The organism is Vulcaniibacterium gelatinicum, assembly GCF_008033445.1.
GTDB classification, from domain to species: Bacteria; Pseudomonadota; Gammaproteobacteria; order Xanthomonadales; family Xanthomonadaceae; genus Vulcaniibacterium_B; species Vulcaniibacterium_B gelatinicum.
In genome coordinates, this window is record NZ_VNKO01000001.1 from 132,663 (window position 1) to 157,829 (window position 25,167).

Annotated in this window: 26 protein-coding genes and 2 pseudogenes; 17 read left to right on the forward strand and 11 right to left on the reverse strand. The window is 71.5% G+C overall.

The annotated features are described in order from the left end of the window. Window positions 1–16 precede the first annotated feature (16 nt). On the reverse strand, window positions 17–1,573 hold the full coding sequence (murJ, locus tag FPV26_RS00640; protein WP_147651455.1) for a murein biosynthesis integral membrane protein MurJ: 1,557 nt from the start codon (window positions 1,571–1,573) through the stop codon (window positions 17–19). A gap of 134 nt (window positions 1,574–1,707) precedes the next feature. On the opposite strand from murJ, the gene rpsT reads away from it, so the two are divergent. Beyond that, window positions 1,708–1,980, forward strand: a complete 273-nt coding sequence (rpsT, locus tag FPV26_RS00645; protein WP_147651457.1) for a 30S ribosomal protein S20 — start codon at window positions 1,708–1,710, stop codon at window positions 1,978–1,980. 67 nt (window positions 1,981–2,047) lie between these two features. Here the strand turns inward: rpsT and cgtA are convergent, their stop codons facing one another. The 3 genes from cgtA to rplU form a co-directional block, all read right to left on the reverse strand. Beyond that, window positions 2,048–3,115, reverse strand: coding sequence for an Obg family GTPase CgtA (cgtA, locus tag FPV26_RS00650; protein WP_147651460.1), 1,068 nt, complete (start codon window positions 3,113–3,115; stop codon window positions 2,048–2,050). Window positions 3,116–3,253: 138 nt separating this feature from the next. After that, window positions 3,254–3,514 (reverse strand): 50S ribosomal protein L27, encoded by a 261-nt coding sequence (gene rpmA, locus FPV26_RS00655; RefSeq protein ID WP_147651462.1) that lies wholly within the window; start codon window positions 3,512–3,514, stop codon window positions 3,254–3,256. Window positions 3,515–3,526: 12 nt separating this feature from the next. Continuing rightward, window positions 3,527–3,844 carry a 50S ribosomal protein L21 gene (rplU, locus tag FPV26_RS00660; protein ID WP_147651464.1) on the reverse strand — a complete coding sequence of 106 codons (318 nt, stop codon included), beginning with the start codon at window positions 3,842–3,844 and terminating at the stop codon, window positions 3,527–3,529. Between the two features lie 396 nt (window positions 3,845–4,240). On the opposite strand from rplU, the pseudogene uvrA reads away from it, so the two are divergent. Continuing rightward, window positions 4,241–7,193 (forward strand): annotated as a pseudogene (gene uvrA / locus FPV26_RS00665) (excinuclease ABC subunit UvrA). A 139-nt stretch (window positions 7,194–7,332) separates the two neighbouring features. Beyond that, on the forward strand, window positions 7,333–7,725 hold the full coding sequence (locus tag FPV26_RS12790) for an acyl-CoA thioesterase (protein WP_246109173.1): 393 nt from the start codon (window positions 7,333–7,335) through the stop codon (window positions 7,723–7,725). 140 nt (window positions 7,726–7,865) lie between these two features. Here FPV26_RS12790 and FPV26_RS00675 read toward each other — a convergent pair whose 3' ends face one another. Continuing rightward, a complete protein-coding gene (locus tag FPV26_RS00675) occupies window positions 7,866–8,294 on the reverse strand; it encodes a copper chaperone PCu(A)C (protein ID WP_147651470.1) in 429 nt (142 codons plus the stop codon). A 42-nt stretch (window positions 8,295–8,336) separates the two neighbouring features. Between FPV26_RS00675 and FPV26_RS00680 the strand changes: the two genes are divergently transcribed. After that, window positions 8,337–9,113, forward strand: coding sequence for an enoyl-CoA hydratase/isomerase family protein (locus tag FPV26_RS00680; RefSeq protein WP_147651473.1), 777 nt, complete (start codon window positions 8,337–8,339; stop codon window positions 9,111–9,113). A gap of 28 nt (window positions 9,114–9,141) precedes the next feature. Here FPV26_RS00680 and FPV26_RS00685 read toward each other — a convergent pair whose 3' ends face one another. From FPV26_RS00685 to FPV26_RS00695, 3 genes and pseudogenes are all read right to left on the reverse strand, one after another. Then, complete coding sequence (locus FPV26_RS00685; RefSeq protein WP_147651475.1) at window positions 9,142–9,987, reverse strand: sulfurtransferase; 846 nt, start codon at window positions 9,985–9,987, stop codon at window positions 9,142–9,144. A gap of 21 nt (window positions 9,988–10,008) precedes the next feature. Beyond that, window positions 10,009–10,817: pseudogene (locus FPV26_RS00690) on the reverse strand (NUDIX hydrolase). A gap of 121 nt (window positions 10,818–10,938) precedes the next feature. Next, entirely contained in the window at window positions 10,939–11,658 is a 720-nt protein-coding gene (locus FPV26_RS00695; protein ID WP_147651477.1) for an FKBP-type peptidyl-prolyl cis-trans isomerase N-terminal domain-containing protein, read from the reverse strand. Between the two features lie 180 nt (window positions 11,659–11,838). On the opposite strand from FPV26_RS00695, the gene FPV26_RS00700 reads away from it, so the two are divergent. From FPV26_RS00700 to nth, 3 genes are read left to right on the forward strand one after another with little or no spacing between them, the layout of a single operon-like run. Then, on the forward strand, window positions 11,839–12,621 hold the full coding sequence (locus tag FPV26_RS00700) for an enoyl-CoA hydratase/isomerase family protein (RefSeq protein ID WP_147651479.1): 783 nt from the start codon (window positions 11,839–11,841) through the stop codon (window positions 12,619–12,621). Window positions 12,622–12,652: 31 nt separating this feature from the next. Then, window positions 12,653–13,024, forward strand: coding sequence for a hypothetical protein (locus FPV26_RS00705; RefSeq protein WP_246109161.1), 372 nt, complete (start codon window positions 12,653–12,655; stop codon window positions 13,022–13,024). Further along, the gene (nth, locus tag FPV26_RS00710; RefSeq protein WP_147651482.1) at window positions 13,021–13,722 is read left to right on the forward strand and encodes an endonuclease III; all 702 of its coding nucleotides are present in this window, start codon (window positions 13,021–13,023) and stop codon (window positions 13,720–13,722) included. The genes FPV26_RS00705 and nth overlap by 4 nt, the downstream gene beginning before the upstream one ends. A gap of 76 nt (window positions 13,723–13,798) precedes the next feature. On the opposite strand, the gene FPV26_RS00715 is transcribed toward nth, so the two are convergent. Then, window positions 13,799–15,100, reverse strand: coding sequence for an OprO/OprP family phosphate-selective porin (locus FPV26_RS00715; RefSeq protein WP_181952520.1), 1,302 nt, complete (start codon window positions 15,098–15,100; stop codon window positions 13,799–13,801). A gap of 281 nt (window positions 15,101–15,381) precedes the next feature. Here FPV26_RS00715 and pstS (FPV26_RS00720) point away from each other — a divergent pair, with 281 nt between their 5' ends. The 10 genes from pstS (FPV26_RS00720) (at window position 15,382) to rnt (ending at window position 24,121) form a co-directional block, all read left to right on the forward strand. Next, window positions 15,382–16,401 (forward strand): phosphate ABC transporter substrate-binding protein PstS, encoded by a 1,020-nt coding sequence (gene pstS / locus FPV26_RS00720; protein ID WP_246109162.1) that lies wholly within the window; start codon window positions 15,382–15,384, stop codon window positions 16,399–16,401. A gap of 164 nt (window positions 16,402–16,565) precedes the next feature. Continuing rightward, window positions 16,566–17,642 (forward strand): phosphate ABC transporter substrate-binding protein PstS, encoded by a 1,077-nt coding sequence (gene pstS / locus FPV26_RS00725; protein ID WP_147651488.1) that lies wholly within the window; start codon window positions 16,566–16,568, stop codon window positions 17,640–17,642. A gap of 22 nt (window positions 17,643–17,664) precedes the next feature. Next, window positions 17,665–18,633, forward strand: coding sequence for a phosphate ABC transporter permease subunit PstC (gene pstC / locus FPV26_RS00730; RefSeq protein WP_147651490.1), 969 nt, complete (start codon window positions 17,665–17,667; stop codon window positions 18,631–18,633). Next, complete coding sequence (pstA, locus tag FPV26_RS00735; protein ID WP_147651493.1) at window positions 18,633–19,484, forward strand: phosphate ABC transporter permease PstA; 852 nt, start codon at window positions 18,633–18,635, stop codon at window positions 19,482–19,484. Before pstC ends, pstA begins: the two co-directional genes overlap by 1 nt. 19 nt (window positions 19,485–19,503) lie before the next feature. Then, a complete protein-coding gene (gene pstB, locus FPV26_RS00740) occupies window positions 19,504–20,319 on the forward strand; it encodes a phosphate ABC transporter ATP-binding protein PstB (protein ID WP_147651495.1) in 816 nt (271 codons plus the stop codon). A gap of 127 nt (window positions 20,320–20,446) precedes the next feature. After that, the gene (phoU, locus tag FPV26_RS00745) at window positions 20,447–21,148 is read left to right on the forward strand and encodes a phosphate signaling complex protein PhoU (RefSeq protein ID WP_147651497.1); all 702 of its coding nucleotides are present in this window, start codon (window positions 20,447–20,449) and stop codon (window positions 21,146–21,148) included. A gap of 237 nt (window positions 21,149–21,385) precedes the next feature. Then, entirely contained in the window at window positions 21,386–21,823 is a 438-nt protein-coding gene (locus tag FPV26_RS00750; RefSeq protein ID WP_147651499.1) for an HvfA family oxazolone/thioamide-modified RiPP metallophore, read from the forward strand. A gap of 19 nt (window positions 21,824–21,842) precedes the next feature. Then, complete coding sequence (locus FPV26_RS00755) at window positions 21,843–22,703, forward strand: HvfB family MNIO-type RiPP peptide maturase (RefSeq protein ID WP_147651502.1); 861 nt, start codon at window positions 21,843–21,845, stop codon at window positions 22,701–22,703. Continuing rightward, on the forward strand, window positions 22,696–23,448 hold the full coding sequence (locus tag FPV26_RS00760) for an HvfC family RiPP maturation protein (RefSeq protein ID WP_147651504.1): 753 nt from the start codon (window positions 22,696–22,698) through the stop codon (window positions 23,446–23,448). Before FPV26_RS00755 ends, FPV26_RS00760 begins: the two co-directional genes overlap by 8 nt. Window positions 23,449–23,473: 25 nt before the next feature. Further along, window positions 23,474–24,121, forward strand: a complete 648-nt coding sequence (gene rnt, locus FPV26_RS00765; RefSeq protein WP_147651506.1) for a ribonuclease T — start codon at window positions 23,474–23,476, stop codon at window positions 24,119–24,121. On the opposite strand, the gene FPV26_RS00770 is transcribed toward rnt, so the two are convergent. Continuing rightward, a complete protein-coding gene (locus FPV26_RS00770) occupies window positions 24,087–24,353 on the reverse strand; it encodes a CBU_0592 family membrane protein (RefSeq protein WP_147651508.1) in 267 nt (88 codons plus the stop codon). The two genes, rnt and FPV26_RS00770, sit on opposite strands and share 35 nt — an antisense overlap. Beyond that, complete coding sequence (gene rlmB / locus FPV26_RS00775) at window positions 24,350–25,096, reverse strand: 23S rRNA (guanosine(2251)-2'-O)-methyltransferase RlmB (protein ID WP_147651510.1); 747 nt, start codon at window positions 25,094–25,096, stop codon at window positions 24,350–24,352. The genes FPV26_RS00770 and rlmB overlap by 4 nt, the downstream gene beginning before the upstream one ends. Window positions 25,097–25,167: the final 71 nt, after the last annotated feature.

Consider the following 25,167-nt stretch of genomic DNA (forward strand, 5'->3'; position numbering starts at 1 on the left):
CAGTATAGGGGCGAATTCAGTGGCGCAGGTCGCGCGGACGCAGGCCGAGCGCGAACAGGGTGGCGGCATAGACCAGCGCCCCGGCGCCGATCACGGCCAGCAGCCAGCACCAGCGCCACAGCCCGTGCAGGGCGTTCCAGTCGCCCACCCAGCCGCGCAGCGCCCACACCGCCAGCGCCATCGCCGTGCAGCCGCCCACGAGCTGGAGCGCGAACCGTCCCCAGCCCGGCTGCGGCCGGTACAGCCCGTCCCGGCGCAGCGCGCGCCACAGCAGCCAGGCGTTGACGATCCCGGCGAGCGCGGTCGCCAGGGCGATGCCGGTGTGCGCGCCCGGCACCCGGAACCACCACAGCGGCGTGGTCAGGGCGATGGTGAGCAGCACGTTGGCGACCACCGTCGTCACCGCCGCGCGCATCGGCGTCCGGGTGTCCTGGCGCGCGAAGAACGCCGGCGAGAGCACCTTGGTCAGCATGAACGCGGGAATGCCCAGGCTCATCGCCGCCAGGCTGAGCGAGGCCATCTGCGTGTCGTGCGCGGTGAACCGGCCGTAGTGGTACACCGCCGAGGTCGCCGGCCCGGCGAGCAGGAACAGGCCGAGCGCGGCCGGCACGCCCAGCAGCAGCGCCAGGCGCAGGCCCCAGTCCAGCGCCGCGCCGTAGCCGTCCGCGTCGGTGGCCGCGTGTCGGCGCGACAGGTGCGGCAGGATCACCGTGCCGATCGCCACGCCGAACAATCCGAGCGGAAACTCGACCAGGCGGTCCGAGAGATACAGCCAGGTCTGGCTGCCGGTGACCAGCAACGAGGCGAACACCGTGCCCACCAGCAGGTTGAGCTGCGCCACCGAGGACGAGAACAGCGTCGGCAGCATCAGCCGCGCCACGCGGCGCACGTCGGGATGGGCGAAGCCCGGTTTCAGCCGCGGCCGCAGCCCGAGCCGCCCCAGCGCCGGCCACAGCACCGCCAGCTGCAGCACGCCGGCCAGCAGCACGCCCCAGGCCAGCGCCTTCACCGGCTCGGCGAAGTGCGGCGCCGCCCACAGCATGGCCGCGATCACCACCAGGTTGTGCAGCACCGGCGTCACCGCCGGCAGCGCGAACCGGCCGAAGCTGTTCAGCACCGAGGCCACCAGCGCCATCAGCGAGATGAACAGCAGGTACGGGAAGGTGATGCGCAGCATCTGCGCGATCAGCGCGAACTTCTCCGGCTCGTCCAGCGACCCCGGCGCGAACACCGCCGCGACCGCCGGCGCCGCCAGCATCCCGATCCCCACCACCACCAGCACCACCGCGAACAGGGCGCCGGCCATGCGGTCTATGAACTCGCGCAACGCGGCCTGGTCGCCGCGCTCGCGCAGCTCGTTGAGGACCGGCACGAAGGCCATCTGCATCGAGCCCTCGGCGAAGATCCGGCGCAGGTAGTTCGGGATCCGGTAGGCGATCACGAACGCGTCCATCGCCAGCGAGGCGCCGAACAGCCGCGCCTGGAGCATGTCGCGGGCGAAGCCGGCCAGGCGCGAGAGGAAGGTCATCGCGCTGAACACCGAGGTCGAGCGCAGCAGTCCGTGCCGGCTCATGCCGCCCCTCCGCCGCCCGGCGCGCGCCCGGTCCCGCCGAGGCCGGGGCGCCCGCGCCCCCTGGTTTGACTCAACATCTTGAATCCCCTATGCTTTCGGGTTCTTCGCTCCGCCCATTTTCCAGGATTCCAGACGTGGCCAACATCAAGTCCGCCCAGAAGCGCGCCAGGCAGGCTGTCGTGCGCAATGCCCGCAACGCCAGCCAGCGCTCGATGCTGCGCACCGCCGTGAAGAAGGTGCTCAAGGCGATCGCGGCCAACGACGCCGCCGGGGCCCAGGCTGCCTTCGCCTCCGCCCAGCCGCTGCTCGACCGCTACAGCGCCCGCGGCCTGATCCACAAGAACAAGGCCGCCCGCCACAAGAGCCGGCTGATGGCCCGGATCAAGGCGCTGCAGTCCGCCGCCTGACCCCGCCCTCGCGGCGAGCGCGAAAAACCCGGCCTCGGCCGGGTTTTTTGTTGCCTGCCGGGCCGGCTCAGGCATCGGCGGCGCCGGCCTCGTCGCGGGCCTCGAGCTCGGCCTCGCGCAGCCGGTCGAGAAAGGCCTGCACGTCGAGCATGATCGGCCAGGTGCCCTCGCGGCCCAGGGCCGAGACCAGGTACCACGGCCCCTGCCAGCCGAGCTCGGCCACGATCGCCTCGGCCTGCGCGCGGGCCTCGTCCTCGAACATCAGGTCGGCCTTGTTCAGCACCAGCCAGCGCGGCTTCTCCAGCAGGGCCGGGTCGTACTTGCCCAGCTCGCGCTCGATCGCCCGCACCTGCTCGACCGGGGAGACGCCCTCCACCCCGCCTTCCATCGGGGCGATGTCCACCAGGTGCAGCAGCAGGCGGGTGCGCTGCAGGTGCTTGAGGAACTGGATGCCCAGGCCCGCGCCCTCGGCCGCGCCCTCGATCAGGCCGGGGATGTCGGCGATCACGAAGCTGCGGTGCGGCTCGATGCTGACCACGCCGAGGTTCGGGTACAGGGTGGTGAACGGGTAGTCGGCCACCCGCGGCGTGGCCGCCGAAACCGCACGGATGAAGGTGCTCTTGCCCGCATTCGGGAACCCGAGCAGGCCCACGTCGGCGAGCAGCTTCAGCTCGAGCCTGAGCTGCCGGCGTTCGCCCTCCGCGCCCGGCGTGGCCCGGCGCGGGGCGCGGTTCACCGAGCTCTTGAAGTGCATGTTGCCCAGCCCACCCTTGCCGCCGCGGGCGACCAGCAGGCGCTGGCCGTGGCGGGTCAGGTCGCCGATCACCTCGTCGGTCTCGACGTTGGTGACCACCGTGCCCACCGGCACCGTGACCACCAGGTCCTCGCCGCCCTTGCCGTACATCTGCCGGCCCATGCCGTTCTCGCCGCGCTGGGCGCGGAACACCTTCTGGTGGCGGAAGTCCACCAGGGTGTTGAGGTTCTCGTCGGCCTGCAGCCAGACGCTGCCGCCGTCGCCGCCGTCGCCGCCGTCCGGCCCGCCGAGCGGGATGAACTTCTCGCGCCGGAAACTGACGCAGCCGTTGCCGCCGTTGCCGGCGATGACGGTGATTTCGGCTTCGTCCACCAGTTTCATGCAGGGATCGGAATCGTCTTGGCGTGCCGGTGAGGCCGGGGTCGCGGGGGCGGGGCGCCCCGGAACTTTACTTCGGCGCGGGGCGGGCAAACGAAAAGCCCCGCCGAAGCGGGGCCGTTCGCGGGAACCGGGAACGCCTTACGCCGTCGGGACGACGCTGACGGTGCGGCGCTTCTCGCGGCCCTTGGTGTCGAACTGGACCACGCCGTCCACGAGCGCGAACAGGGTGTGGTCGCGGCCGAGGCCGACGCCGGGGCCGGCATGGAACTGGGTGCCGCGCTGACGGACGATGATGTTGCCGGCCTGCACCGCCTGGCCGCCGTACAGCTTGACGCCGAGGTACTTCGGGTTGGAGTCGCGGCCGTTGCGCGAGGAACCTACGCCCTTCTTGTGTGCCATGGCGGCTTCTCCTTACTTGCTGCCACCGGCGATGCCGGTGATCTGGATTTCGGTGTAGTGCTGCCGGTGGCCCATCTGCTTGCGATGGTGCTTGCGGCGGCGGAACTTGACGATGCGCACCTTCTCGGCGCGGCCGTGGCCGACGACCTTGGCGGTGACGGTGGCGCCCTTCAGCGCGTCGCCGACCTTCACGCCCTCGCCGTCGCCCAGCATCAGGATGTCGTCGAAGGTGATCTCGCTGCCGGCTTCCGCGTCGAGCTTCTCGACGCGCAGCGTCTCACCCTGCATCACGCGGTACTGCTTGCCGCCGGTGACCAGAACTGCGTACATGACCAGGCATTCCTCTGTAGTTATCGTGGTCGCCTGCCCGGCGGGAGCACGGGCAGAAGCGGAATTGTAGGGGTTTCAGGGAGTTAGGGTCAACCGCGGGCGGGGCGGGTGGCGGGGGAGGCTGGTCGGCCTGGGGTCGGCCTGGGGCCGCCCCCCCAGGGCCGGTGTCATTGGCGGGGAGAGTGGTCGTCCCGGGCCCGGTATGCGGGGGAGCAACAGCTGAATGGATCCCGGCTTGCGCCGGGACGACGAGTCCGGCCCCTCGCCCGGATGCATATGGATCGCAGTCCTCGAGACGCGGCCCGGTCAGAGTGGGTGTCGGTGCGATTTGCCCCGCCCCGGCCGACTCGCTAGGCTGCACTGTTCCCCGTTCACCAGCCGGACACCCCCGATCCGATGGCGATGGACTACATCCGTGTCCGCGGCGCGCGGACGCACAACCTGAAGAACATCGATCTCGACCTGCCGCGCGACCGGCTGATCGTGATCACCGGCCTGTCCGGCTCGGGCAAGTCCTCGCTCGCCTTCGACACCATCTACGCCGAAGGCCAGCGCCGCTACGTCGAGTCGCTCTCCGCCTACGCCCGCCAGTTCCTGAGCGTGATGGAGAAGCCCGACGTGGACCACATCGAGGGGCTCTCGCCGGCGATCTCGATCGAGCAGAAGTCCACCTCGCACAACCCGCGCTCGACGGTCGGCACCATCACCGAGATCTACGACTACCTGCGCCTGCTCTACGCCCGCGTCGGCACCCCGCGCTGCCCCGACCACCACTACCCGCTCGAGGCCCAGACCGTCAGCCAGATGGTGGACCAGGTGCTGGCGCTGGCGGGCGATCCGGCCCGGGCCGAGCAGCGCTGGATGCTGCTCGCGCCGGTGGTGCGCGAGCGCAAGGGCGAGCACGCGCAGGTGTTCGAGCAGCTGCGCGCGCAGGGCTTCGTGCGCGTGCGCGTGGACGGCGCGCTGTACGAGATAGACGCCGTGCCGCCGCTGGCGCTGCGGCAGAAGCACACCATCGAGGCGGTGGTGGACCGCTTCCGCGTGCGCGAGGACCTCAAGCAGCGCCTGGCCGAGTCGTTCGAGACCGCACTGCGCCTGGGCGACGGCATGGCCGCGGTGCAGTCGCTCGACGACCCGCAGGCCGAGCCGCTGCTGTTCTCCTCCAAGTACAGCTGCCCGGTCTGCGACTATTCGCTGCCCGAGCTCGAGCCGCGCCTGTTCTCGTTCAACTCCCCGGTCGGCGCCTGCCCCTCCTGCGACGGCCTGGGCGTGTCGCAGTTCTTCGACCCGGCGCGGGTGGTGGTGCACCCGGACCTGTCGCTGGCCGCCGGCGCGGTGCGCGGCTGGGACCGGCGCAACGTCTATTACTTCCAGATGATCGCCTCGCTGGCCCGCCACTACGGCTTCGGCGTGGACACGCCGTGGCAGGAGCTGGACGAGGAGATCCGCCAGGCGGTGCTGTTCGGCAGCGGCGAGGAGGCGATCACCTTCACCTACCTCACCGAGTCCGGCGGCCGCACCCAGCGCAAGCACCGCTTCGAGGGCATCATCCCGAACCTCGAGCGCCGCTACCGCGAGACCGAATCGGCCGCGGTGCGCGAGGAGCTGGCCAAGTACATCAGCGAACGCCCCTGCACCGACTGCGGCGGCGCGCGCCTGAACCGCAGCGCGCGCAACGTGCTGGTCGCCGACCGGCCGCTGCCGGACATCGTCACCATGCCGGTGGACGAGGCGCTGGCGTTCTTCGGCCAGTTGCAGCTGCCCGGCTGGCGCGGCGAGATCGCGGCCAAGATCGTCAAGGAGATCCGCGAGCGGCTGAAGTTCCTGGTGGACGTCGGGCTCGACTACCTCACCCTCGAGCGCAAGGCCGACACCCTCTCCGGCGGCGAGGCGCAGCGGATCCGCCTGGCCAGCCAGATCGGCGCCGGCCTGGTGGGCGTGATGTACGTGCTCGACGAGCCGTCCATCGGCCTGCACCAGCGCGACAACGAGCGCCTGCTGGGCACGCTCACGCGCCTGCGCGACCTCGGCAACACGGTGATCGTGGTCGAGCACGACGAGGACGCGATCCGCCTGGCCGACCACATCGTGGACATCGGCCCCGGCGCCGGCGTGCATGGCGGCGAGATCGTGGCCCAGGGCACGCTCGAGGACATCCTCGAGTCGCCGCGCTCGCTGACCGGCCAGTACCTCAGCGGCAGGAAGCAGATCCCGGTGCCGGCCACCCGGCACAAGCCGAACCAGAAGATGATGCTGCGGCTGCTCGGCGCCAGCGGCAACAACCTCAGGCACGTGGACCTGGAGATCCCGACCGGGCTGTTCACCTGCATCACCGGCGTCTCCGGCTCGGGCAAGTCCACCCTGATCAACGACACCCTGTTCGCGCTCGCCGCCAACGAGATCAACGGCGCCAGCATGAAGCCGGCGCCGTTCCGCGAGGTGCACGGGCTGGACCTGTTCGACAAGGTGGTGGACATCGACCAGTCGCCGATCGGGCGCACGCCGCGCTCCAACCCGGCCACCTACACCGGCCTGTTCACCCCGCTGCGCGAGCTGTTCGCGCAGGTGCCGGAGGCGCGCGCGCGCGGCTACTCGCCGGGGCGGTTCTCGTTCAACGTGCGCGGCGGCCGCTGCGAGGCCTGCCAGGGCGACGGCCTGATCAAGGTCGAGATGCACTTCCTGCCCGACGTGTACGTGCCCTGCGACGTCTGCCACGGCAAGCGCTACAACCGCGAGACGCTGGAGATCCTGTACAAGGGCCACAGCATCCACGACGTGCTGGAGATGACGGTCGAGGACGCGCTGGCGCTGTTCGAGAACGTGCCGGCGATCGCGCGCAAGCTGGAGACGCTGATGGACGTGGGCCTGAGCTACATCAGGCTCGGCCAGCCGGCGACCACGCTCTCGGGCGGCGAGGCGCAGCGGGTCAAGCTGTCGAAGGAGCTCTCGCGGCGCGACACCGGACGCACCCTGTACATCCTCGACGAGCCCACCACCGGCCTGCATTTCCACGACATCGAGCACCTGCTCGCGGTGCTGCACAAGCTGCGCGACGACGGCAACACGATCGTGGTGATCGAGCACAACCTGGACGTGATCAAGACCGCCGACTGGGTGATCGACCTCGGCCCCGAGGGCGGCCACCGCGGCGGCGAGATCGTCGCCACCGGCACGCCCGAGGAACTCGCGCGCGTGCCCCACTCCCACACCGGCCGGTTCCTGGCCCGGGTGCTGGGCCTGGAACGCCAGACCAAGAAGAAGTCCGCCGCATGAACGACACCCGCAGCCCGTCCGGCCGCCGCCGCGGCCGGCGCAAGCCCGCTTCCGCGCCCGCCGCCCCCGCCCATGACGACGGCGCGGCACCGGCTCCGGAAGCGCCCGCGGAACGGCCGGCGCGCGCGCCGCGCCGGCGGGAGCGCGCCGCGGCCGCATCCCCCGCCCCCGCCGCGCCGGCCTCCGCGGCCGTCGCATCCGCGCCGCCGGTTCCGCTGATCCGCGTGCCGCTGTCGGTGCGCTGGCGCGACCTGGACGCGTTCAACCACGTCAACAATTCGAAGTTCCTCTCCTACCTGGAGGAGGCGCGGCTGCGCTGGATGGTGACCATCCCCGGCGAGTGGCTCGACGAGCATGTCGCGCCGGTGGTCGCCGCCGCCAACGTCAACTACCGGCGCCCGATCGAATGGCCGAACGAGGTGTTGGTGGAACTGTTCGTCGAGCGCCTGGGCACCACCAGCCTGACCATCGGCCACCGCATCCTGCAGGCCGGCGACGAGCGCGTGCTCTACGCCGACGGCAACGTGGTCATGGTCTGGATAGACAAGGACACCGGCAAGGCCGCGCCGCTGCCCGAGGCGGTCCGCGCCGCCTGCACTCCGGCCTGACGCGGTCGGGTTGGTATAAATTTCAACCACGGATTGACACGGATACACACGGATAAAGCCTTAAAAAGGTTTTGATCCGCGTTCATCCGTGTCAATCCGTGGCAAAAAGCTTTTCTTCCACTATCCCCGACGTACCGTGGTCACGGGCTGCGGGCGACGAACTCGCCGCGGACGCGGCGGCCGTCGGCAAGGCGGAATTCGATGACGATGCGCTGGCCCGGCTCGATGCGCGAGGCCGGCCGCATCAGCATCAGGTGCAGGCCGCCGGGCTTGAGTTCCGCGCTGCCGCGCGCCGCGAGCGCCAGCCGCGGCACGGGGCGCATGCGGCTCACGCCTTCGACCACGCGCGTCTCGTGCAGCTCGACCTCGGCATAGGCGTCGCTCCGCGCGCCGACGATCGCCGCCGGCCGCCTGCAGGCATTGACGATGCGGCCGAAGCCCGCGTGCATCGGCATGCCGCCGGGCAGCAGGCGGATCCAGCCTTCGCGGATTTCCGGCAGGCATTCCCTCGCCTGCGCCGCCGGCGCGAGCAGGACGAGGAGGCAGAGGACGAAGCGCAGGCGACGCATCGGCCTATGATACCGGCTCACCGCCACCGGCCCGGAGCGCCCATGTCCACGCTGATCGAACGCATCGCCCACGACGACATCATCGTCCTGCGCCTGGCGCGCCCGCCGGTCAACGCGCTCGACCCGCAACTGTGCGCGCAGCTCGAGGCCGCGGTGCACGCGGCGGTGGCGGACGGCGCGCGCGGCCTGGTGCTCGCCGGCGGCCCCAAGGTGTTCTCGGGCGGGCTGGACGTGCCCTATCTGCTCTCGCTGGGCGAGGACCGCGCCGCGCTGGCCGCGGCCTGGGAGGCGTTCTTCCGCGCCGCGCGCGCGCTGGCGCAGAGCCCGGTGCCGGTGGCGGCGGCGCTGGACGGGCACGCGCCTGCCGGCGGCTGCGTGCTGGCGCTGTGCTGCGACTGGCGGGCGATGGCGCGGTCGCCGGAACCGGACAAGCCGTACCGCATCGGCCTGAACGAGACCCAGGTCGGCCTGGTCGCGCCGGAAGGGATCCAGCAACTGATGGCGCGCGTGGTCGGCCCGCAGCGCGCAGAACGGCTGCTGGTGGAAGGCGAACTGGTGACCACCGAACAGGCGCACGCGCTCGGCCTGGTGGATGCGGTGGTGGAAAGCGGCGCGACCGTCGCCGCCGCGCTGGCGTGGCTGCGGCGGGTGCTGGCGCTGCCGCGCCAGCCGATGCTGGCCACGCGCGCGATCGCCCGCGCCGACGTGGTCGCCGCGCTGGCGCCGGAACGCATCGCCCTGCCCCGTTTCCTCGACGCCTGGTACCAGCCCGACACCCAGGCCGGCCTGCGCGCCCTGGTCGCGCGGCTGGGCAAGTAGCGCTGGCAGGCTGTCGAAAAACAGCCTGCTAGGGCCCGGTCGCGACCGGACGCGACGGGTCGCTGATCCAGCCGCTCCAGGAGCCGGTGAAGAGGCTGGCGCCGCGCAGGCCGGCGCGTTCCATCGCCAGCAGGTGATGGCAGGCAGTGACGCCGGAACCGCACATCACCATCGCGCGCTCGGGCGGACAGCCGCCGAGCAGGGCGCGGAACTCGTCGGCGAGCTGCGCGGGCGGCTTGAAGCGGCTGTCATGCAGGTTCTCGGTGTAGGGCCGGTTGCGCGCGCCGGGCACGTGGCCGGCGACCCGGTCGATGGTCTCGCTCTCGCCGCGGAAGCGCTCGGCGGCGCGCGCGTCGATCAGCACGTCGCCGGCGGCGAGCCGGGCCTGCACCGCGTCCGCGTCGAGCAGCCGCGACCGGTCGAACTCGGCGACGTAGCGCGCCGGCGTCGGCGGCCGCACCTGCGAATCCACCGGCAGGCCAAGCACGGTCCAGCGCGCCCAGCCGCCATCCAGCACCGCCACCTTCTCGTGGCCGAGCGCGCGCAGCAGGAACCACAGCCGCGCCGCGAACGCGCCATCGCCGTCGTCGTAGGCCACGACCTGGTGCCGGGGGCTGATGCCCCAGGCGCCCAGCCGGGCGGTGAAGGCCGCGGCTTCGGGCCACGGGTGGCGGCCCTGGCCGGTCTTGCCCATGTCGGACAGATCGCGCTCCAGGTGCGCGTAGACCGCGCCGGGGAGATGGCCGCGCAGGTATTCGCTCTCGCCGGCGCCCGGGTTCACCAGCGAGAACCGGCAATCCACGATCGCGAGATCGGCGCGGCCGAGCGCCACGGCCAGGGTCTCGGCCTGCACCAGGGTGTTCCAGCCGGCCATCGCGGGCTCCTCCTGTCGGGATCAGGGAGCGGCGGCTTCCAGGCGCGCGCGCAGGTTCATCAGGATCATCGCGGTCACGCCCCAGATCCGCTGCCGGGGGTCGCCAGTATTGACGAATTCGGGCACCCGGCGCGGCCGCCCGCGGTACTCCATCTCGCGCATGTGCAGATTGCGCGGGTCGAGCAGGAACGACAGCGGCCGCTCGAACACCTCGGCCACCTCCCCGGGGTGCGGCCGGGCCACATAGTGGGGCGCGATCGTGGCCACGACCGGCAGCACCCGGAAGCCGGTGATCGTGCACAGCGGGTCGAGGAACCCGAGCGGGGCGACCAGTGTCGGCGCGATCCCGGTTTCCTCGTGGGTCTCGCGCAGGGCGGCGGCCACCGCGTCGGCGTCGCCGGGCTCGATCCGGCCGCCGGGCAGGCTCACCTGGCCGGCATGGTGGCGCAGCACGTCGGTGCGCCGGGTGAGCAACACCTGCCAGCCGTCGGCGCGTTCCACCAACCCGAGCAGGACCGCAGCCTCGCGCAACGCGTCCAGCGCCAGCAGATCCTCGAACTCCCCTGCATTCCACCCGGGCCCGCCGGGCGGCGCGACGAGCGGATGCAGCGCGTCGGCCAGGCGCAGCGGATCGGGGACGGACATCAGCAGGGCTCCGCGCACCGCTGCGGCAGCTCCACCTCCATGATCCGCAGCCGCTGGTCGTCGCTCATCTGCGTCCAGTGCGCGATCTCGGCGACGGTGCGCCGGCAGCCACGGCACAGGCCGTCATCGTCGAGTTCGCACACCCCGATGCAGGGGCTCAGCACGGCACGGAAGGTCACGTTCATCGCATGCATTCAACCACAGCGCGCCCCGGAAGCGGCAACGCCGGCACTGGGCCGGCGTTGCGGGCAGGACGCATCGTCACGTCGGCGAAAGTGCGCCCGCGGGCGGACGCACGCCGGAACGTCACTTCACGCTGAGGAGCTTGACGTCGAACACCACGGCCTGGTTCGGCCCGATCGGCGACTGCGGCGAGTTGCCGTAGGCCTTGTCGGCCGGCAGCACGACTTCCCAGCGCGAACCGGCCGGCATCAGCAGGAGCGCCTCGCGCAGGCCGGCGAGCGGGATCTCGCTGACCTTCAGGGTGACCGGATTGGCGGTCTGGCCCTGCGGCGCGGCATAGGTGTCGAGGAAGGTCTGGCCGCCGGCCAGCGAGCCCTTGTAGTGCAGCTGCACGCTGCTGGCCTGGGTCGGCTTGGCGCCGTTGCCGGTCTCGATCACCCGGTATTGCACGCCGCTCGGCAGCGTGGTCACGCCGGGCTTGGTCTTGTTCTGGGCCAGGAATGCGTCCGACTTGCTCTTGTTCTCGGCGGCGAGCTTCTCGAACTCGGCCCGGGCCTGGGCCAGACGCTGCTCCTCGCGCTTCTGGAACGCCTCGATCGCCGGACGCAGCTGCTCGGGGGTGAGCGCGGGCTGCTTCTTGGCGTGCGCGTCCTGGATGCCCTTGATCAGCGAGTTGATGTCGATCTGTTCGCCGCGGGCGATCAACTGCTGCAACGACTGGCCGTAGTCGTAGCCGAACGCATAGCTCAGCTTGCCCTTGTCGGACGTCATGTCCTGGGCCACGGCAACGCCGGCGGTCAGGGTGGATGCCGCAACCGCGGCGGCGAGCAGACGGAACTTCATTCGGATGGAACCTCGCATCGGGAAATGGGCGACTGCGCCGCCCGGAACGGTGCCTCGGCGGGCCGAGGACGGGCTAGGATAAGGGCCGCCCGGCTTAATCGCCACTGACGACCACCCCTCCGACCGGACCGCCGCGTGGAAGTTCCCGTGGCCGCAGTCCCCTCGAACGCCAGGAAGCCCATGTCCGACACCCCCCTGCTCCGCGCCGACCACGGCGCCGTCCGTGTGCTCACCGTGCACCGCCCCGACAAGCTGAACGCACTCGACGCCGCCACGCTCGACGCGCTCGACGCCGCCTTCGCGGCCGCCGCGGACGACGATTCGGTGCGGGTGGTGGTGCTCACCGGCAGCGGCCCGAAGGCGTTCGTGGCCGGGGCCGACATCGCGCAGATGAACACGCTCACCCCGGTGCAGGGCCGCGATTTCTCGCTCAAGGGCCAGCGCCTGATGCGCCGGATCGAGAAGATGCCCAAGCCGGTGATCGCGATGATCAACGGCTTCGCGCTCGGCGGCGGACTGGAGCTGGCAATGGCCTGTCATCTGCGCATCGCCGCCGACACCGCCAAGGTGGGTCAGCCCGAGATCAACCTCGGCCTGATCCCCGGCTTCGGCGGCAGCCAGCGCCTGCTGCGCCTGGCCGGCCGCGCGGCCGCGCTCGAGCTGTGCCTGACCGGGGCGCCGGTGGACGCCGCGCGCGCGCTGCAGCTTCGCATCGTCAACCGCGTGGTGCCCGCGGCCGAACTCGAGGCCGAGACGATGAAGCTCGCCCAGCAGCTCGCCAATGCCGCGCCGCTGGCGCTGCGCGGGATCCTCGACTGCATCGCCGTGGGCGGCGAGTGCGGGATCGAGGAAGGGCTCGAATACGAAAGCGCGCAGTTCGGCCTGATGTTCGCCACCGAGGACATGCGCGAGGGCACGCAGGCGTTCCTGGAGCGGCGCAAGCCGGCGTTTTCCGGCAAGTGACCCCGGACGGCCCGCATCCCCGCGCCCCCGCATGACCGCCTCGCCCGCCTGCCCCGCCTGCGGATGCGCCGCCGACAGCGCCGCGCACGCGATCGCGGCGGCGCTGCGCGAGGACGACCTCGACGCCGCGATCGAAGCCGGCCTGCTGCAGGACATCGCCTGCGCCGCTTGCGCGCCCGCCTGCCGCGCCACGGTGCAGGCGGCCCGCGAGGCACGCCGGCGCGCGCTCGCCGCGCGCGAACGCCATCGTGCGCGCGCCGCGCGGCTGGCGTTGCGCGCGGCCGAACGCGCAGCACGCCGCACGCCGGCGCCGGAAACCACTGGTCCACCGTCGCTGCCGCCGGCGGCCGCCGCCGCGCTCGCGCGCGCCAAGGCCCGGGCCGCCCAGCGCCGCAAGCCATGAACCGGACCGCCCGCAGCGCCCGCCGCCGCCGCCCCACGCGCCGCAGCCGCCTGCTCACGCCGGCGGAGATCGAGGAGCTGTTCGCGCGCCTGGCCGAACTGGACCCCGAGCCCACCACCGAGCTCGAGTACTCCACGCCGTTCGAACTGCTGGTGGCGGTGATCCTGTCGGCGCAGGCCACCGACGTGGGCGTGAACAAGGCCACGCGCCGGCTGTTTCCGGTGGCCAACACGCCGGAGGCGATCCTTGCCCTCGGCGAGGACGGTCTGAAGCGCTACATCTCCAGCATCGGCCTGTACAACGCCAAGGCCGCCAACATCGTCGCGATGTGCCGGCAACTGATCGAGCGGCACGGCGGCCAGGTGCCGCGCACGCGCGCCGAGCTGGAGGCGCTGCCGGGCGTGGGCCGCAAGACCGCCAACGTGGTGCTCAACACCGTGTTCGGCGAACCGACCATCGCCGTGGACACGCACCTGTTCCGGGTCGCCAACCGCACCGGGCTCGCGCCGGGCCGCACCGTGCGCCAGGTGGAGGAGGCCTTGCTCGAACGGGTACCGCCGCACTGGCGCCGGCACGCGCACCATTGGCTGATCCTGCACGGCCGCTACGTGTGCAAGGCGCGCAAGCCGGACTGCCCGCGCTGCCCGATCCGCGACCTGTGCCGTTACCCGGACAAGACGCCGGCCCCGGCGGACTGACCTCGCGGTGACGCAAACGCGAACGCCCCGGCGCAGGGCCGGGGCGTCGCGGGTGGCGCGGCCTGTCGTCCGCGGCTCAGAACGAGAACTGGGTGCGCAGCGCGTACTGGCCGGTCTCGTCGCCGGTGAGCTCGTTGTCGCCCTGCGTGTAGTTGAACATGAAGCGCAGGTTCGGGTTGACGTAGTAGTTCAGCCCGATCAGCCATGCGTTGGCTTCGAGGTTGTTCACGTCCTTGTTCTCGATGTGGTCGTAGCGCGCGGTCAGCTCCCACAGGCCACGGTCGGCCACCTTGGGCGAACCGAACACGCCGGTGCCGGCCTTGTACGGCTTGTGCCCGCCGTTGAGCAGCCAGCTGCCCTGCAGGTAGTAGGTCGCCACGTCCTGGTCGCCGCCGAGCGGACGCTCGAACGTCGCGTTGACGTACTCGCCCTGGAAGAACAGCGGCCCGAACGAACCGGCGGCCTCCAGGCCGTAGGCGGTGACCTTGTCGCCGCTGGCGCCGGTCACGGTGGCGATGGTCAGCGACGGGCCGCGGCGGCCGGCGTAGGCCACCGAGGCGGTCACGTTCGGCGAATCCTTGTTGAGGTCCTCCACGCTGGCCCAGCCGCCGAAGTGGAGCGTGCGGGTCTCGGTGTTGATCGGGGCGAAGGTGACGCGGCCGGCCGCGCCCACGCCCTCGTTGCGCGTGCCGGAGGCGCCGCGCAGGTTGAACACCGACAGGCCGGCGGTGTAGTTGCTGCCGGCACGCAGATAGCCCACGCCCTGCTGGAACTGGCGGCCGTTGAACAGGCCGCTGGCCGAGGCGAACGGGCGCTCCATCATCAGGATCTCGTTGGAGCTGGTCAGCTCCTCCATCGAGCGGTACGGCTTGAAATGGCCGATGGTGATCTTCCCGCCGAGCACGTTGCGGGCGATGTACAGGTCGCGCAGGCCATCGAGGTTGGTGCCGGCGGCGAAGTCCTGCTCGACCTTGTACTCCCAGCCGAAGGCCTTGCCCGCCAGGGTCAGGCGCGCGCGGCGGAAGTCGGTGGTGCCGGTGGTGTTGGCCAGGTCGCGGTCGAAGGCGTAGGCGTCGAAGTGGATGCGGCCGCCGAGCGAGGCCTCGAACTTGTTGTCGGCCGAGGTGACCTTGATCCCGCCCTTGGTCTCGACCTTGGTCGAGCCGGTGGCGAGCGTGTCGAGCTGCCGCGCGGTCTCGACGTTGACCTCGGACTGCGCGTCGGTGCGCGCCTCCAGTTCCTCGATCTTGGCCTGCAGCGCGGCAAGCTGCGCCTTCAGTTCCGCGATCTCGGCGTCGCGGTTGTCGGCGGCCGCGGCGTCGAAACCGGTGCTGGCGAGGGCGACCGCGAGCGCCGCGGCCAGGGTGGAAACACGCATGCGAAAAACTCCCCGGTAGGTGGAAATGAATGAAGGCGGGATGCGAGCTGCCGCCGGCACGGCCCCGGCCGCCCGGCGGTCATCGGGCGCCAGTAGACGCCCGGTTGATGACCACAGCATGACAGGCCGCGGCCACAGGAGCCGGGACGAAGCGCCGGCACCTCCGCCGGGCAGTGTCACATCCCGGACATCCCGCGATCACACGCCTGTCATTCCCCGGTTATGCAATGCGCCGCGACCGGGGCCGCCCGTCCCGACGTGTGCATCCACAGGAGTCCATCGTGTTCAGCTCGCTCAAGCTCCGCCTCGTGGCGCTGGCCCTGGCCGCCGGCGTCACGCTGCAGGCGCAGGCCGCCGAGATCACCGGCGCCGGCGCGACCTTCATCTACCCGTTGCTCTCGCGCTGGTCGGCCGACTACGCCCAGGCCACCGGGCACAAGGTCAACTACCAGTCCATCGGCTCGGGCGGCGGCATCGCCCAGATCAAGGCGAAGACGGTGGACTTCGGCTCCTCCGACAAGCCGCTGCCGCCGGAGGAGCTGGCCGCCAACGGGCTGGTCCAGTTCCCGTCGGCGATCGGTGGCGTGGTGCCGGTGGTCAACGTGCCCGGGGTCGCGGCCGGGGCCATGAAGCTCGACCCGGACGTGCTCGCCGACATCTACCTCGGCAAAATCACCCGCTGGGACGACCCGCGCATCGCCGCCAGCAACGGCGGGCTGAAGCTGCCGCCGCAGCGGATCACCGTGGTGCGCCGCTCCGACGGCTCGGGCACCACCTTCAACTTCGCCAACTACCTGTCGAAGGTGAGCCGGGAGTGGAAGGAGAAGGTGGGCGAGGGCACCTCGCTGAGCTGGCCGGTCGGCATCGGCGCCAAGGGCAACGAGGGCGTTGCCGCCTACGTCAAGCAGATCAAGGGCGCGATCGGCTATGTCGAGCTGTCCTACGCGCTGCAGAACAGGATGGCCTACACCCGGCTGAAGAACGCCGCCGGCAACTACGTGCTGCCCTCGGACGAGACCTTCCAGGCCGCCGCCGCCAGCGCCGACTGGGGCAAGGTCAAGGACTTCCACCTGGTGATGACCAACGCGCCGGGCGCGAACGCGTGGCCGATCACCGCCGCCAACTTCATCCTGGTCCACCGCAAGCCCAAGGCCCCGGCCCGCGCCAAGGCCGTGATCGAGTTCTTCCGCTGGGCCTACGCCAACGGCGACGCCCAGGCCAAGGCGCTCGACTACGTGCCGCTGCCGGATCCGCTGGTGCGCCAGATCGAGGCCTACTGGGCCGCGAACCTGAAGTTCTGATTCCCGGCCCTCTCTCCCCGGGATCGCCGCGACGCGGGCCGCAGGGCCCGCGTCGTCGCTTGCGGGCCGGCGATGTCCGCCGCCCCGCGATGTCATCGTCATGTCACAAAACCGCCACACCATGGGCGCGCCGCCGAAGCACCGGCACTTTTCCGGATCCGCCCATGACCCGACGTTCGCTCCGCCTCCTCGCCCTCGCCCTGCCCCTGTCGCTCGCCCTCGCCGCCTGCGGCGGCCAGGACCGGGCCCCGGCTGCGCAGGCCGACGCGCCCGCCGCCGGTGACGAGGTGGCCGCCGAGATCACCGGCGCCGGCGCCACCTTCATCTATCCGCTGCTGTCGAAGTGGTCGGACGAGTACCACAAGGCCACCGGCCACAAGATCAACTACCAGTCCATCGGCTCCGGCGGCGGCATCGCCCAGATCAAGGCCGGCACGGTGGACTTCGGTTCCTCCGACAAGCCGCTGCCGCCGGAGGAGCTGGCCGCCGCCGGCCTGGCCCAGTTCCCGTCCGCGATCGGCGGCGTGGTGCCGGTGGTCAACCTGCCGGGCGTGGCGCCGGGCCAGCTGCGCCTGACCGGCCCGGTGCTGGCGGACATCTACCTCGGCAAAATCAAGCAGTGGGACGACCCCGCGATCGCCGCGCTGAACCCCGGCCTGGCCCTGCCCGCCACCAAGATCAACGTGGTCAAGCGCTCGGACGGCTCGGGCACCACCTTCAACTTCGTCAACTACCTCTCGAAGGTGAGCCCGGAGTGGAAGCAGCAGGTGGGCGAAGGCACCTCGGTGAACTGGCCCACCGGCATCGGCGGCAAGGGCAATGAGGGCGTGGCCGCCTACGTCAAGCAGATCAAGGGGGCGATCGGCTACGTCGAGCTGGCCTACGCCACCGAGAACCGGATGGCCCACACCCAGCTGCAGAATGCGGCGGGCAACTGGGTGCAGCCGAGCATCGCCTCGTTCCAGGCCGCGGCTGCCACCGCCGACTGGAAGAACGCCAGGGACTTCCACCTGGTGATCACCAACGCGCCCGGCCAGGACGCGTGGCCGATCGCCGCCACCAACTTCATCCTGATGCACAAGCAGCCGAAGAGCCCGGAGCGCGCGCAGGCGGCGCTGGCGTTCTTCAAGTGGGCGCTGGAGAACGGCGCCGCGCAGGCCGAGGCGCTGCACTACGTGCCGCTGCCGCCGGAGCTGGTGCAGCAGATCGAGGCGTACTGGGCGGCGGAGATCAAGGTCTGACCGCTTCCACGACCCTCTGCGCATGAACGCCACCGCCCTGCCCGCCGCCGAGGACTCGCGCGAACTGCGCGACGCGCGCGCCGACCGCCGCTTCCGCCGCCTGGTCGCCGCCGCCGGCCTGTTCGTGCTGGTCTCGCTCGCCGCCGCCGCCCTGTCCATGCTCTGGGGTGGGCGCGCGGCGTTCGAGAAGTTCGGCATCGGCTTCCTCTGGCGCGATGCCTGGGACCCGGTGCAGCAGGACTTCGGCGCGCTGGTGCCGATCTACGGCACGGTGGTGACCGCGCTGATCGCGATGCTGATCGCGGTGCCGGTGAGCTTCGGCATCGCCATGTTCCTGACCGAGATCGCGCCGCGCTGGCTGCGCGGGCCGGTGGGCGCGGCGATCGAGCTGCTGGCCGGCATTCCCTCGATCATCTACGGCATGTGGGGCCTGTTCGTGCTGGTGCCGCTGCTGAGCGAGCACGTGTACCCGTGGGTGGACGAACACATGGGGCAGTGGCCGCTGGTCGGCGCGCTGTTTTCCGGCCCGCCGCTCGGCCTGGGCATGGGCACCGCCGGGCTGGTGCTGGCGATCATGGTGATCCCGTTCATCTCCTCGGTGATGCGCGAGGTGTTCCTGACCGTGCCGGGCCGGCTCAAGGAATCGGCCTACGCGCTCGGCTCCACACGCTGGGAGGTGGTCTGGGACGTGGTCCTGCCCTACACCCGCTCGGCGGTGATCGGCGGCATCTTCCTTGGCCTGGGCCGCGCGCTCGGCGAGACCATGGCGGTGACCTTCGTGCTCGGCAACGCGCACGAGCTGACCGCCTCGCTGCTGATGCCGGGCAACTCGATCGCCGCCACCATCGCCAACGAGTTCACCGAGGCCGACTCCGACATGTACCGCTCGGCGCTGATCGCGCTCGGCTTCGTGCTGTTCCTGGTCACCTTCGTGGTGCTGACCGTCGCGCGCCTGATGCTGCGGCGCATGGCGAAGCGGGAGGGGCGCTGATGTCCGCCGCCCTGTACCGCTACCGCCGGGCCAAGGACCTCGCCGCGCAGGTGCTGGCCGTGCTCGCCACCGCGTTCGGCCTGTTCTGGCTGGTGTGGATCCTGTGGACCACGCTGGGCAAGGGCCTGGCCGCGCTCGACCTGGAGCTGTTCACGCAGATGACCCCGCCGCCCGGCGACGACGGCGGCATGCTCAACGCCTTCTTCGGCAGCGCGGCGATGAGCCTGCTGGGGGTGGCCCTCGGCGCCCCCATCGGCGTGCTCGCCGGCACCTACCTCGCCGAGTACGCGCGCGGCGCGTGGATCGGCGAGGCGGTGCGCTTCGTCAACGACATCCTGCTCTCGGCCCCGTCCATCGTGCTCGGCCTGTTCGTGTACACGCTGGTGGTGGCGCAGATGGGGCATTTCTCCGCGCTGGCCGGCGCGATCGCGCTGGGCTTCATCGTGCTGCCGGTGGTGGTGCGCACCACCGACGAGATGCTGCGGCTGGTGCCGGCGCAGATGCGCGAGGCCGCGCTCTCGCTCGGCGTGCCGCAGTGGAAGGTGACGCTGCAGGTGCTGTACCGCGCTTCGCTGCCCGGCATCGTCACCGGCATCCTGCTGGCGCTGGCGCGCATCGCCGGCGAGACCGCGCCGCTGCTGTTCACCGCGCTCAACAACCAGTACTGGACCACCGACCTGCTGCAGCCGATGGCGAACGTGCCGGTGGTGATCTTCCAGTACGCGATGAGCCCGTTCGACAGCTGGCACGCCCTGGCCTGGGCCGGCGCCTTCGTCCTGACCCTGTTCGTGCTCGCGGTGAGCCTGCTGGCCCGTGCCATCGTGCTGCGCGGCAGGATCGCCCATGACTGACCTCTCGCGGACCCCCGCCATGAACGACCTGCACATCGCCGTCGCCCACCACACGCGCGACGCCGACATCGCGGCGCCGCCGCGGGTCAAGCTCGCCGCACGCGGCCTGGACTTCTTCTACGACCGCTTCCACGCGCTCAAGGGCATCTCGATGGAGGTCCCCGAACGGCGCGTGACCGCGCTGATCGGCCCCTCCGGCTGCGGCAAGTCCACCCTGCTGCGGGTGTTCAACCGCATCTACGCCCTGTACCCGAAGCAGACCGCGCGCGGCGAGGTGCTGCTGGACGGGCAGAACGTGCTCGACCCGAAGTACCCGCTGAACCGGCTGCGCAGCAAGGTCGGCATGGTGTTCCAGAAACCGGTGCCGTTCCCGATGACCATCTACGAGAACGTGGCCTACGGCATCCGCCACCACGAGCGCCTGTCGCGCGCGGACATGGACGCGCGCGTGGAGGAGGCGCTGCGCCGGGCCGCGCTGTGGGACGAGGTCAAGGACAAGCTCGACCGCAGCGCGCTGGGCCTGTCCGGCGGCCAGCAGCAACGGCTGTGCATCGCCCGCGCGGTGGCGCTGCGGCCGGAGGTGCTGCTGCTGGACGAGCCCACCTCGGCGCTGGACCCGATCTCCACCGGCCGCATCGAGCAGCTGATTGACGAGCTCAAGCGCAGCTACACCATCGTCATCGTGACCCACAACATGCAGCAGGCCGCGCGCGTGTCCGACTACACCGCATTCATGTACCTGGGCGACCTGGTCGAGTTCGGCGCCACCGAGACCATCTTCTCCCGGCCGGCCAGGCAGCAGACCGAGGACTACATCACCGGCCGATTCGGGTGAGGCAGGCGGCTTGCGCGGCACTGCCGCGCGGCCTGCCGGACGCCCGGCCATGGATGGCCGGGCCGGAGTCAGCCGAAACCGCGAACATTGCGCCAGGGACGGCAACCTACAGCCCCAGGAGCCGTGCATGAACACCCCCCACGACCACATCGTCAAGAGCTACGACGAGGAACAGCGCCGGCTGCTGGCCGAGCTGGTGCGCATGGGCGAGATGGCCGCGGCCCAGCTCGAGGCCGCGCTCGACGTCGTCGCCCGCCGCGACGACCGCGCCGCCGAGCGCATCGTCGCCAACGACGAGGCGATCGACGCGCTCGAGCACGAGGTCAGCCACGACGTGATGAAGCTGGCCCTGCGCGGGCCGCTGGCGCGCGACCTGCGCGAGATCCTGGCCGCGCTGCGGATCGCCGCCGACGTCGAGCGGATCGGCGACTACGCGGCCAACATCGCCAAGCGCTCGATGGCGCTCAACCTGGCCCCACCGCTGCCGCAGACCCGCGGCCTGGACGCGCTCGGCCGGCTGGCGGTGCAGCAGGTGCGCGACGTGGTCGCCGCCTACGGCAGGCGCGACGCCGAGTCCGCGCAGCGCATCCGCGCCCGCGACGCCGAGCTGGACACCCTCTACACCGGCCTGTTCCGCGAGCTGCTGACCTACATGATGGAGGACGCGCGCGCGATCACCCCGTGCACGCACCTGCTGTTCATGGCCAAGAACCTGGAACGGATCGGCGACCACGCCACCAACATCGCCGAGAACGTGTGGTTCCTGGTCCACGGCGACGACCTGCTGCCGCCGCGCGAGAAGCGCGACGCGACCAACACCGTCGGCTGACGTCCAGCCGCCGCGCTCCGGCCGCACCGGGCCGCCCCGCGGCCCGGCGCCCCCCGCTTCCCGCCTCCGCCGCCATCACGCTGCATCCGCACCCGCCCCGGCACCGTATCTCCCGCCGGGAACCGGGCAGGCCGCGGCAGGACCGATGGCACTGCCCCGCGCGGCCAGCCGCGCTAGCATTCCCGACCGCTGTTCACCCCTACGCGGGTCAGGCCCGCATTCACGGAGGCAATGCTCATGTCCAGCAACAAGAAACCCGTCGTCCTCGCGCTCGGCGCCGCGCTCGTCGGCGGCCTGGCCCTCTCCGGTTCCGCCTTCGGCATGGAATCGCTCGGCCAGGGCTACATGGTCGGCGCCAGCGCCGGCGACAAGGCCCAGGAGGGCAAGTGCGGCGAAGGCAAGTGCGGCGCCGACATGAAGGCAGCTGAAGGCAAGTGCGGCGAGGGCAAGTGCGGCATGGACAAGATGGACACCGACAAGGACGGCCGCATCTCCCGCGCCGAGTTCGCCGCCGCGCACGGCGGCAAGACCGACAAGTTCGCCATGCACGACACCAACGGCGACGGCTACATCTCCGCCGAGGAAATGAAGGCGCACAAGGAAGGCAAGTGCGGCGCCGACAAGAAGAAGGCCGCCGAAGGCAAGTGCGGCGAGGGCAAGTGCGGCTCGATGTGAGCCGTCCCGAGGCCGGACGATGATCTCCCGCCTGCCCGATGCCAGCGCCGGCCTGGGCCTGCGGCGCGTCCTCCTGGACGCGCTGCAGGCGTTGCCGGCCGAGGCGCCGCCCCCGTTCGACTTCCTCGAATGCGCGCCGGAGAACTGGATCGGCGTGGGCGGGAAGTTCGGCGCCGCGTTCGACGCGCTCGCCGCCCGCCACCCCATCGCCTGCCACGGCCTGTCGCTCTCGCTGGGCGGCACCGCGCCGCTGGACGAGACCTTCCTGGCCCGCGTGCGCCGCTTCCTGGAGCGCTACCAGGTGCCGCTGTACAGCGAGCACCTGAGCTACTGCGCCGACGACGGCCAGCTCTACGACCTGCTGCCGATCCCGTTCACCGAGGAGGCCGTGCGCCACGTCGCCGCGCGCATCCGCCAGGTCCAGGACCTGCTCGGCCGGCGCATCGCGGTCGAGAACGTGAGCTACTACGCCGCGCCCTACCAGGCCATGCCGGAGGCCGAATTCGTCAACGCCGTGCTGGCCGAGGCCGACTGCGACCTGCTGCTCGACGTCAACAACGTCTTCGTCAACGCGATCAACCACGGCTACGACGCGCACGGGTTCCTGGCCCGCATGCCGGGCGCGCGCATCGTCGGCTACCACGTCGCCGGCCACTACGACGAGGCCGAGGACCTCAAGGTGGACACCCACGGCGCGCCGGTGAAGGACCAGGTCTGGGCGCTGCTGGCCGAGACCTACCGCCTGCACGGCGTGCGCCCGACCCTGCTCGAGCGCGACTTCAACTTCCCGCCGCTGCCGGTGCTGCTCGACGAGGTCGCCGCGATCCGCCGCCTGCAGCGCGAAGCCCTCGCCGCCGCCCCGCAGGCCGCCCATGGCTGAGGCGCCCGAGACCCTGCGCGCGCAGGAATTCGCGCTCGCCCGCCACGTGCGCGACCCGGCCCGCCATCCGCCGCCGCCCGGGATCGAGGAACGGCGCCTGGCGGTGTACCGCGACCTGTTCTACAACAGCCTCGAGAACCTGCTCGCGGGCAACTTCCCGGTGATCCGCCGCACCCTGGGCGATGCAGCCTGGCACGCGCTGGTGCGCCGCTTCTACGCCGAATACCGCTGCCAGACGCCGCTGTTCACCGAAATCGCGCGCGAGTTCATCCGCTTCCTGGAACCGCTCGACGACGTGCCCGGCTGGCTGCCCGAGCTGGCGCACTACGAGTGGGTCGAGCTGGCGCTGCAGATCGCCGAGGACGCGCCGCCGCCGCACGACCCGCGCGGCGACCTGCTCGGCGGCCGGCCGGTGCTCTCGCCGCTGGCGTGGGCGCTGGCCTACCGCTGGCCGGTGCACCGCATCGGCCCCGGCGCCATCCCGGCCGCGCCGCCGGACACGCCCACCCTGCTGCTGGTGCGGCGCGACGCCGCGGGCGAGGTGCGCTTCTCCGAGCTTTCCCCGCTGCTGTACCGCCTGCTCGAACTGCTCGCCGACGACGCCTGCCCCGGCGGCCGCGCCGCGCTGCTGGCGCTCGCCGCGGAGGCGCAGGCGCCGGATCCGGACGCGTTCCTGCGCGAAGGCGCGGCGATGCTCGAACGCCTGCGCGCCGAAGGCGTGGTGCTGGGCACGCGACCCGGCTGATCCGCGCGTTTGCTAGGCTTGCACGATGATGCAAGCCGATGCTCCCGCCGCTGCCGCCGCCAGCACGCGCAAGATGGCCGAACGTTTCCGCGGCTACCTGCCGGTGGTGGTGGACGTGGAGACCGGCGGCTTCGACTGGAACCGCCACGCCCTGCTCGAGATCGCGGTGGTGCCGATCGACATGGACGCCGCCGGCCTGCTGGTGCCCGGCGAAGGCGCCAGCGCACACCTGGTCCCCGCGCCCGGCACCGAGATCGACCCCAAGTCGCTGGAAGTCACCGGCATCCGCCTGGACCACCCCTTCCGCCTGGCCAAGCCGGAGAAGGAGGCGCTCGACCACGTCTTCGCCTGCGTGCGCGCCGCGGTGCGCAGGCACGGCTGCCAGCGCGCGATCCTGGTCGGCCACAACGCCCACTTCGACCTCAACTTCCTCAACGCCGCGGTGGCGCGGGTGCAGCACAAGCGCAACCCGTTCCATCCCTTCAGCGTGTTCGACACGGTCACCCTGGCCGGCGTGGCCTACGGCCAGACCGTGCTCGCGCGCGCGGTGCAGGCCGCCGGGCTGGAATGGAACAGCGACGAGGCGCACTCGGCGGTGTACGACGCCGAGCGCACCGCGCAGCTGTTCTGCCGGATCGCTAATGCGTGGGCGACGGCGACGCCTTCGCCCTGAGCGTGCGCACGATGCCGTAGGCGCTGATCGCCATCCACGCCGACTCGAGCAGGAACACCGAGACGTTGAACTTGCCCAGCAGCGAGACCAGCACGCCGCCGGCGCCGAACAGGTTGAGCAGCTGGTAGGGCAGCCCGGTGCCGGACAGGCGCCCGGCCTGGAGCAGGAAGAACGCGCCCAGGATCGCCAGCGTGCCGGCCAGGCCGACCCAGTCGTACCACGCCAGGTTCATGCCGCCCCCCGCTGCCGTACCGCCTCGAACAGGGCCACGCCGGTGGCCACCGAGACGTTGAGGCTCTCGAAGCCGCCCGGCATCGGGATCCGCGCCAGCCGGTCGCAATGCTCGCGGGTGAGCCGGCGCAGGCCCTCGGCCTCGCCGCCGAGCACCAGCGCGACGTTGCCGGTCAGGTCCAGCGCGTACAGCGTGTCCTGCGCCTCGCCGGCCAGGCCGTAGATCCACACCCCGAGCTTCTGCAGCTCGCGCAGGCAGCGCGCCAGGTTGGTGACGCGGATCACCGGGATGCTGTCGGCGGCGCCGGCCGAGGTCTTGCGTACCGTGGCGTTGACCTGCACCGCCTTGTCCTTCGGGATCACCACCGCGGTCACGCCCGCCGCCGCCGCGCTGCGCAGGCAGGCGCCGAGGTTGTGCGGGTCCTGCACGCCGTCGAGCACCAGCAGCAGCGCCCGGCCCGCCGCGGCCTCGATCAGCGCCGGCAGCTCGTGTTCGTCCCAGGTCCTGGCCGCCGCGTAGCGCGCCACCGCGCCCTGGTGGCGCAGCCCGCCGGCGACGCCGTCCAGCGCCTGCTGCGCCACCCGCCGCACCTCGATCCCGGCGCGGCGCGCGCGCGACTCGATCTCGGCCAGGCGCGGATTCTTCGCCCCCGCCTCCAGCAACACCTCGCGCACGTGCGCCGCGTCGTGCTCGACCGCGGCGGCCACGGCGTTGATCCCCGCGATCCACTGGCTCGCGCTCATGCTTCGGTTTCTCCTGGACAGCGTTCCAGCCGCGGATTCACACGGATGGGCACGGATAGGACTTCCCGAGG

Excerpts from the sequence above, each read along its gene's own strand:
- FPV26_RS00755 (WP_147651502.1), top strand. The coding sequence starts at position 21,843 with ATGATCTCCCGCCTGCCCGATGCCAGCGCCGGCCTGGGCCTGCGGCGC.
- FPV26_RS00695 (WP_147651477.1), bottom strand. The coding sequence starts at position 11,658 with ATGAAGTTCCGTCTGCTCGCCGCCGCGGTTGCGGCATCCACCCTGACC.
- rlmB (WP_147651510.1), bottom strand. The coding sequence starts at position 25,096 with ATGAGCGCGAGCCAGTGGATCGCGGGGATCAACGCCGTGGCCGCCGCG.
- FPV26_RS00685 (WP_147651475.1), bottom strand. The coding sequence starts at position 9,987 with ATGGCCGGCTGGAACACCCTGGTGCAGGCCGAGACCCTGGCCGTGGCG.
- rnt (WP_147651506.1), top strand. The coding sequence starts at position 23,474 with ATGATGCAAGCCGATGCTCCCGCCGCTGCCGCCGCCAGCACGCGCAAG.
- nth (WP_147651482.1), top strand. The coding sequence starts at position 13,021 with ATGAACCGGACCGCCCGCAGCGCCCGCCGCCGCCGCCCCACGCGCCGC.
- rpmA (WP_147651462.1), bottom strand. The coding sequence starts at position 3,514 with ATGGCACACAAGAAGGGCGTAGGTTCCTCGCGCAACGGCCGCGACTCC.
- rplU (WP_147651464.1), bottom strand. The coding sequence starts at position 3,844 with ATGTACGCAGTTCTGGTCACCGGCGGCAAGCAGTACCGCGTGATGCAG.
- murJ (WP_147651455.1), bottom strand. The coding sequence starts at position 1,573 with ATGAGCCGGCACGGACTGCTGCGCTCGACCTCGGTGTTCAGCGCGATG.
- pstC (WP_147651490.1), top strand. The coding sequence starts at position 17,665 with ATGAACGCCACCGCCCTGCCCGCCGCCGAGGACTCGCGCGAACTGCGC.
- FPV26_RS00770 (WP_147651508.1), bottom strand. The coding sequence starts at position 24,353 with ATGAACCTGGCGTGGTACGACTGGGTCGGCCTGGCCGGCACGCTGGCG.
- FPV26_RS00680 (WP_147651473.1), top strand. The coding sequence starts at position 8,337 with ATGTCCACGCTGATCGAACGCATCGCCCACGACGACATCATCGTCCTG.
- pstB (WP_147651495.1), top strand. The coding sequence starts at position 19,504 with ATGAACGACCTGCACATCGCCGTCGCCCACCACACGCGCGACGCCGAC.
- pstA (WP_147651493.1), top strand. The coding sequence starts at position 18,633 with ATGTCCGCCGCCCTGTACCGCTACCGCCGGGCCAAGGACCTCGCCGCG.
- FPV26_RS00700 (WP_147651479.1), top strand. The coding sequence starts at position 11,839 with ATGTCCGACACCCCCCTGCTCCGCGCCGACCACGGCGCCGTCCGTGTG.
- FPV26_RS00715 (WP_181952520.1), bottom strand. The coding sequence starts at position 15,100 with ATGCGTGTTTCCACCCTGGCCGCGGCGCTCGCGGTCGCCCTCGCCAGC.
- cgtA (WP_147651460.1), bottom strand. The coding sequence starts at position 3,115 with ATGAAACTGGTGGACGAAGCCGAAATCACCGTCATCGCCGGCAACGGC.
- pstS (WP_147651488.1), top strand. The coding sequence starts at position 16,566 with ATGACCCGACGTTCGCTCCGCCTCCTCGCCCTCGCCCTGCCCCTGTCG.
- FPV26_RS00675 (WP_147651470.1), bottom strand. The coding sequence starts at position 8,294 with ATGCGTCGCCTGCGCTTCGTCCTCTGCCTCCTCGTCCTGCTCGCGCCG.
- FPV26_RS00760 (WP_147651504.1), top strand. The coding sequence starts at position 22,696 with ATGGCTGAGGCGCCCGAGACCCTGCGCGCGCAGGAATTCGCGCTCGCC.
- FPV26_RS00750 (WP_147651499.1), top strand. The coding sequence starts at position 21,386 with ATGTCCAGCAACAAGAAACCCGTCGTCCTCGCGCTCGGCGCCGCGCTC.
- FPV26_RS00705 (WP_246109161.1), top strand. The coding sequence starts at position 12,653 with ATGACCGCCTCGCCCGCCTGCCCCGCCTGCGGATGCGCCGCCGACAGC.
- phoU (WP_147651497.1), top strand. The coding sequence starts at position 20,447 with ATGAACACCCCCCACGACCACATCGTCAAGAGCTACGACGAGGAACAG.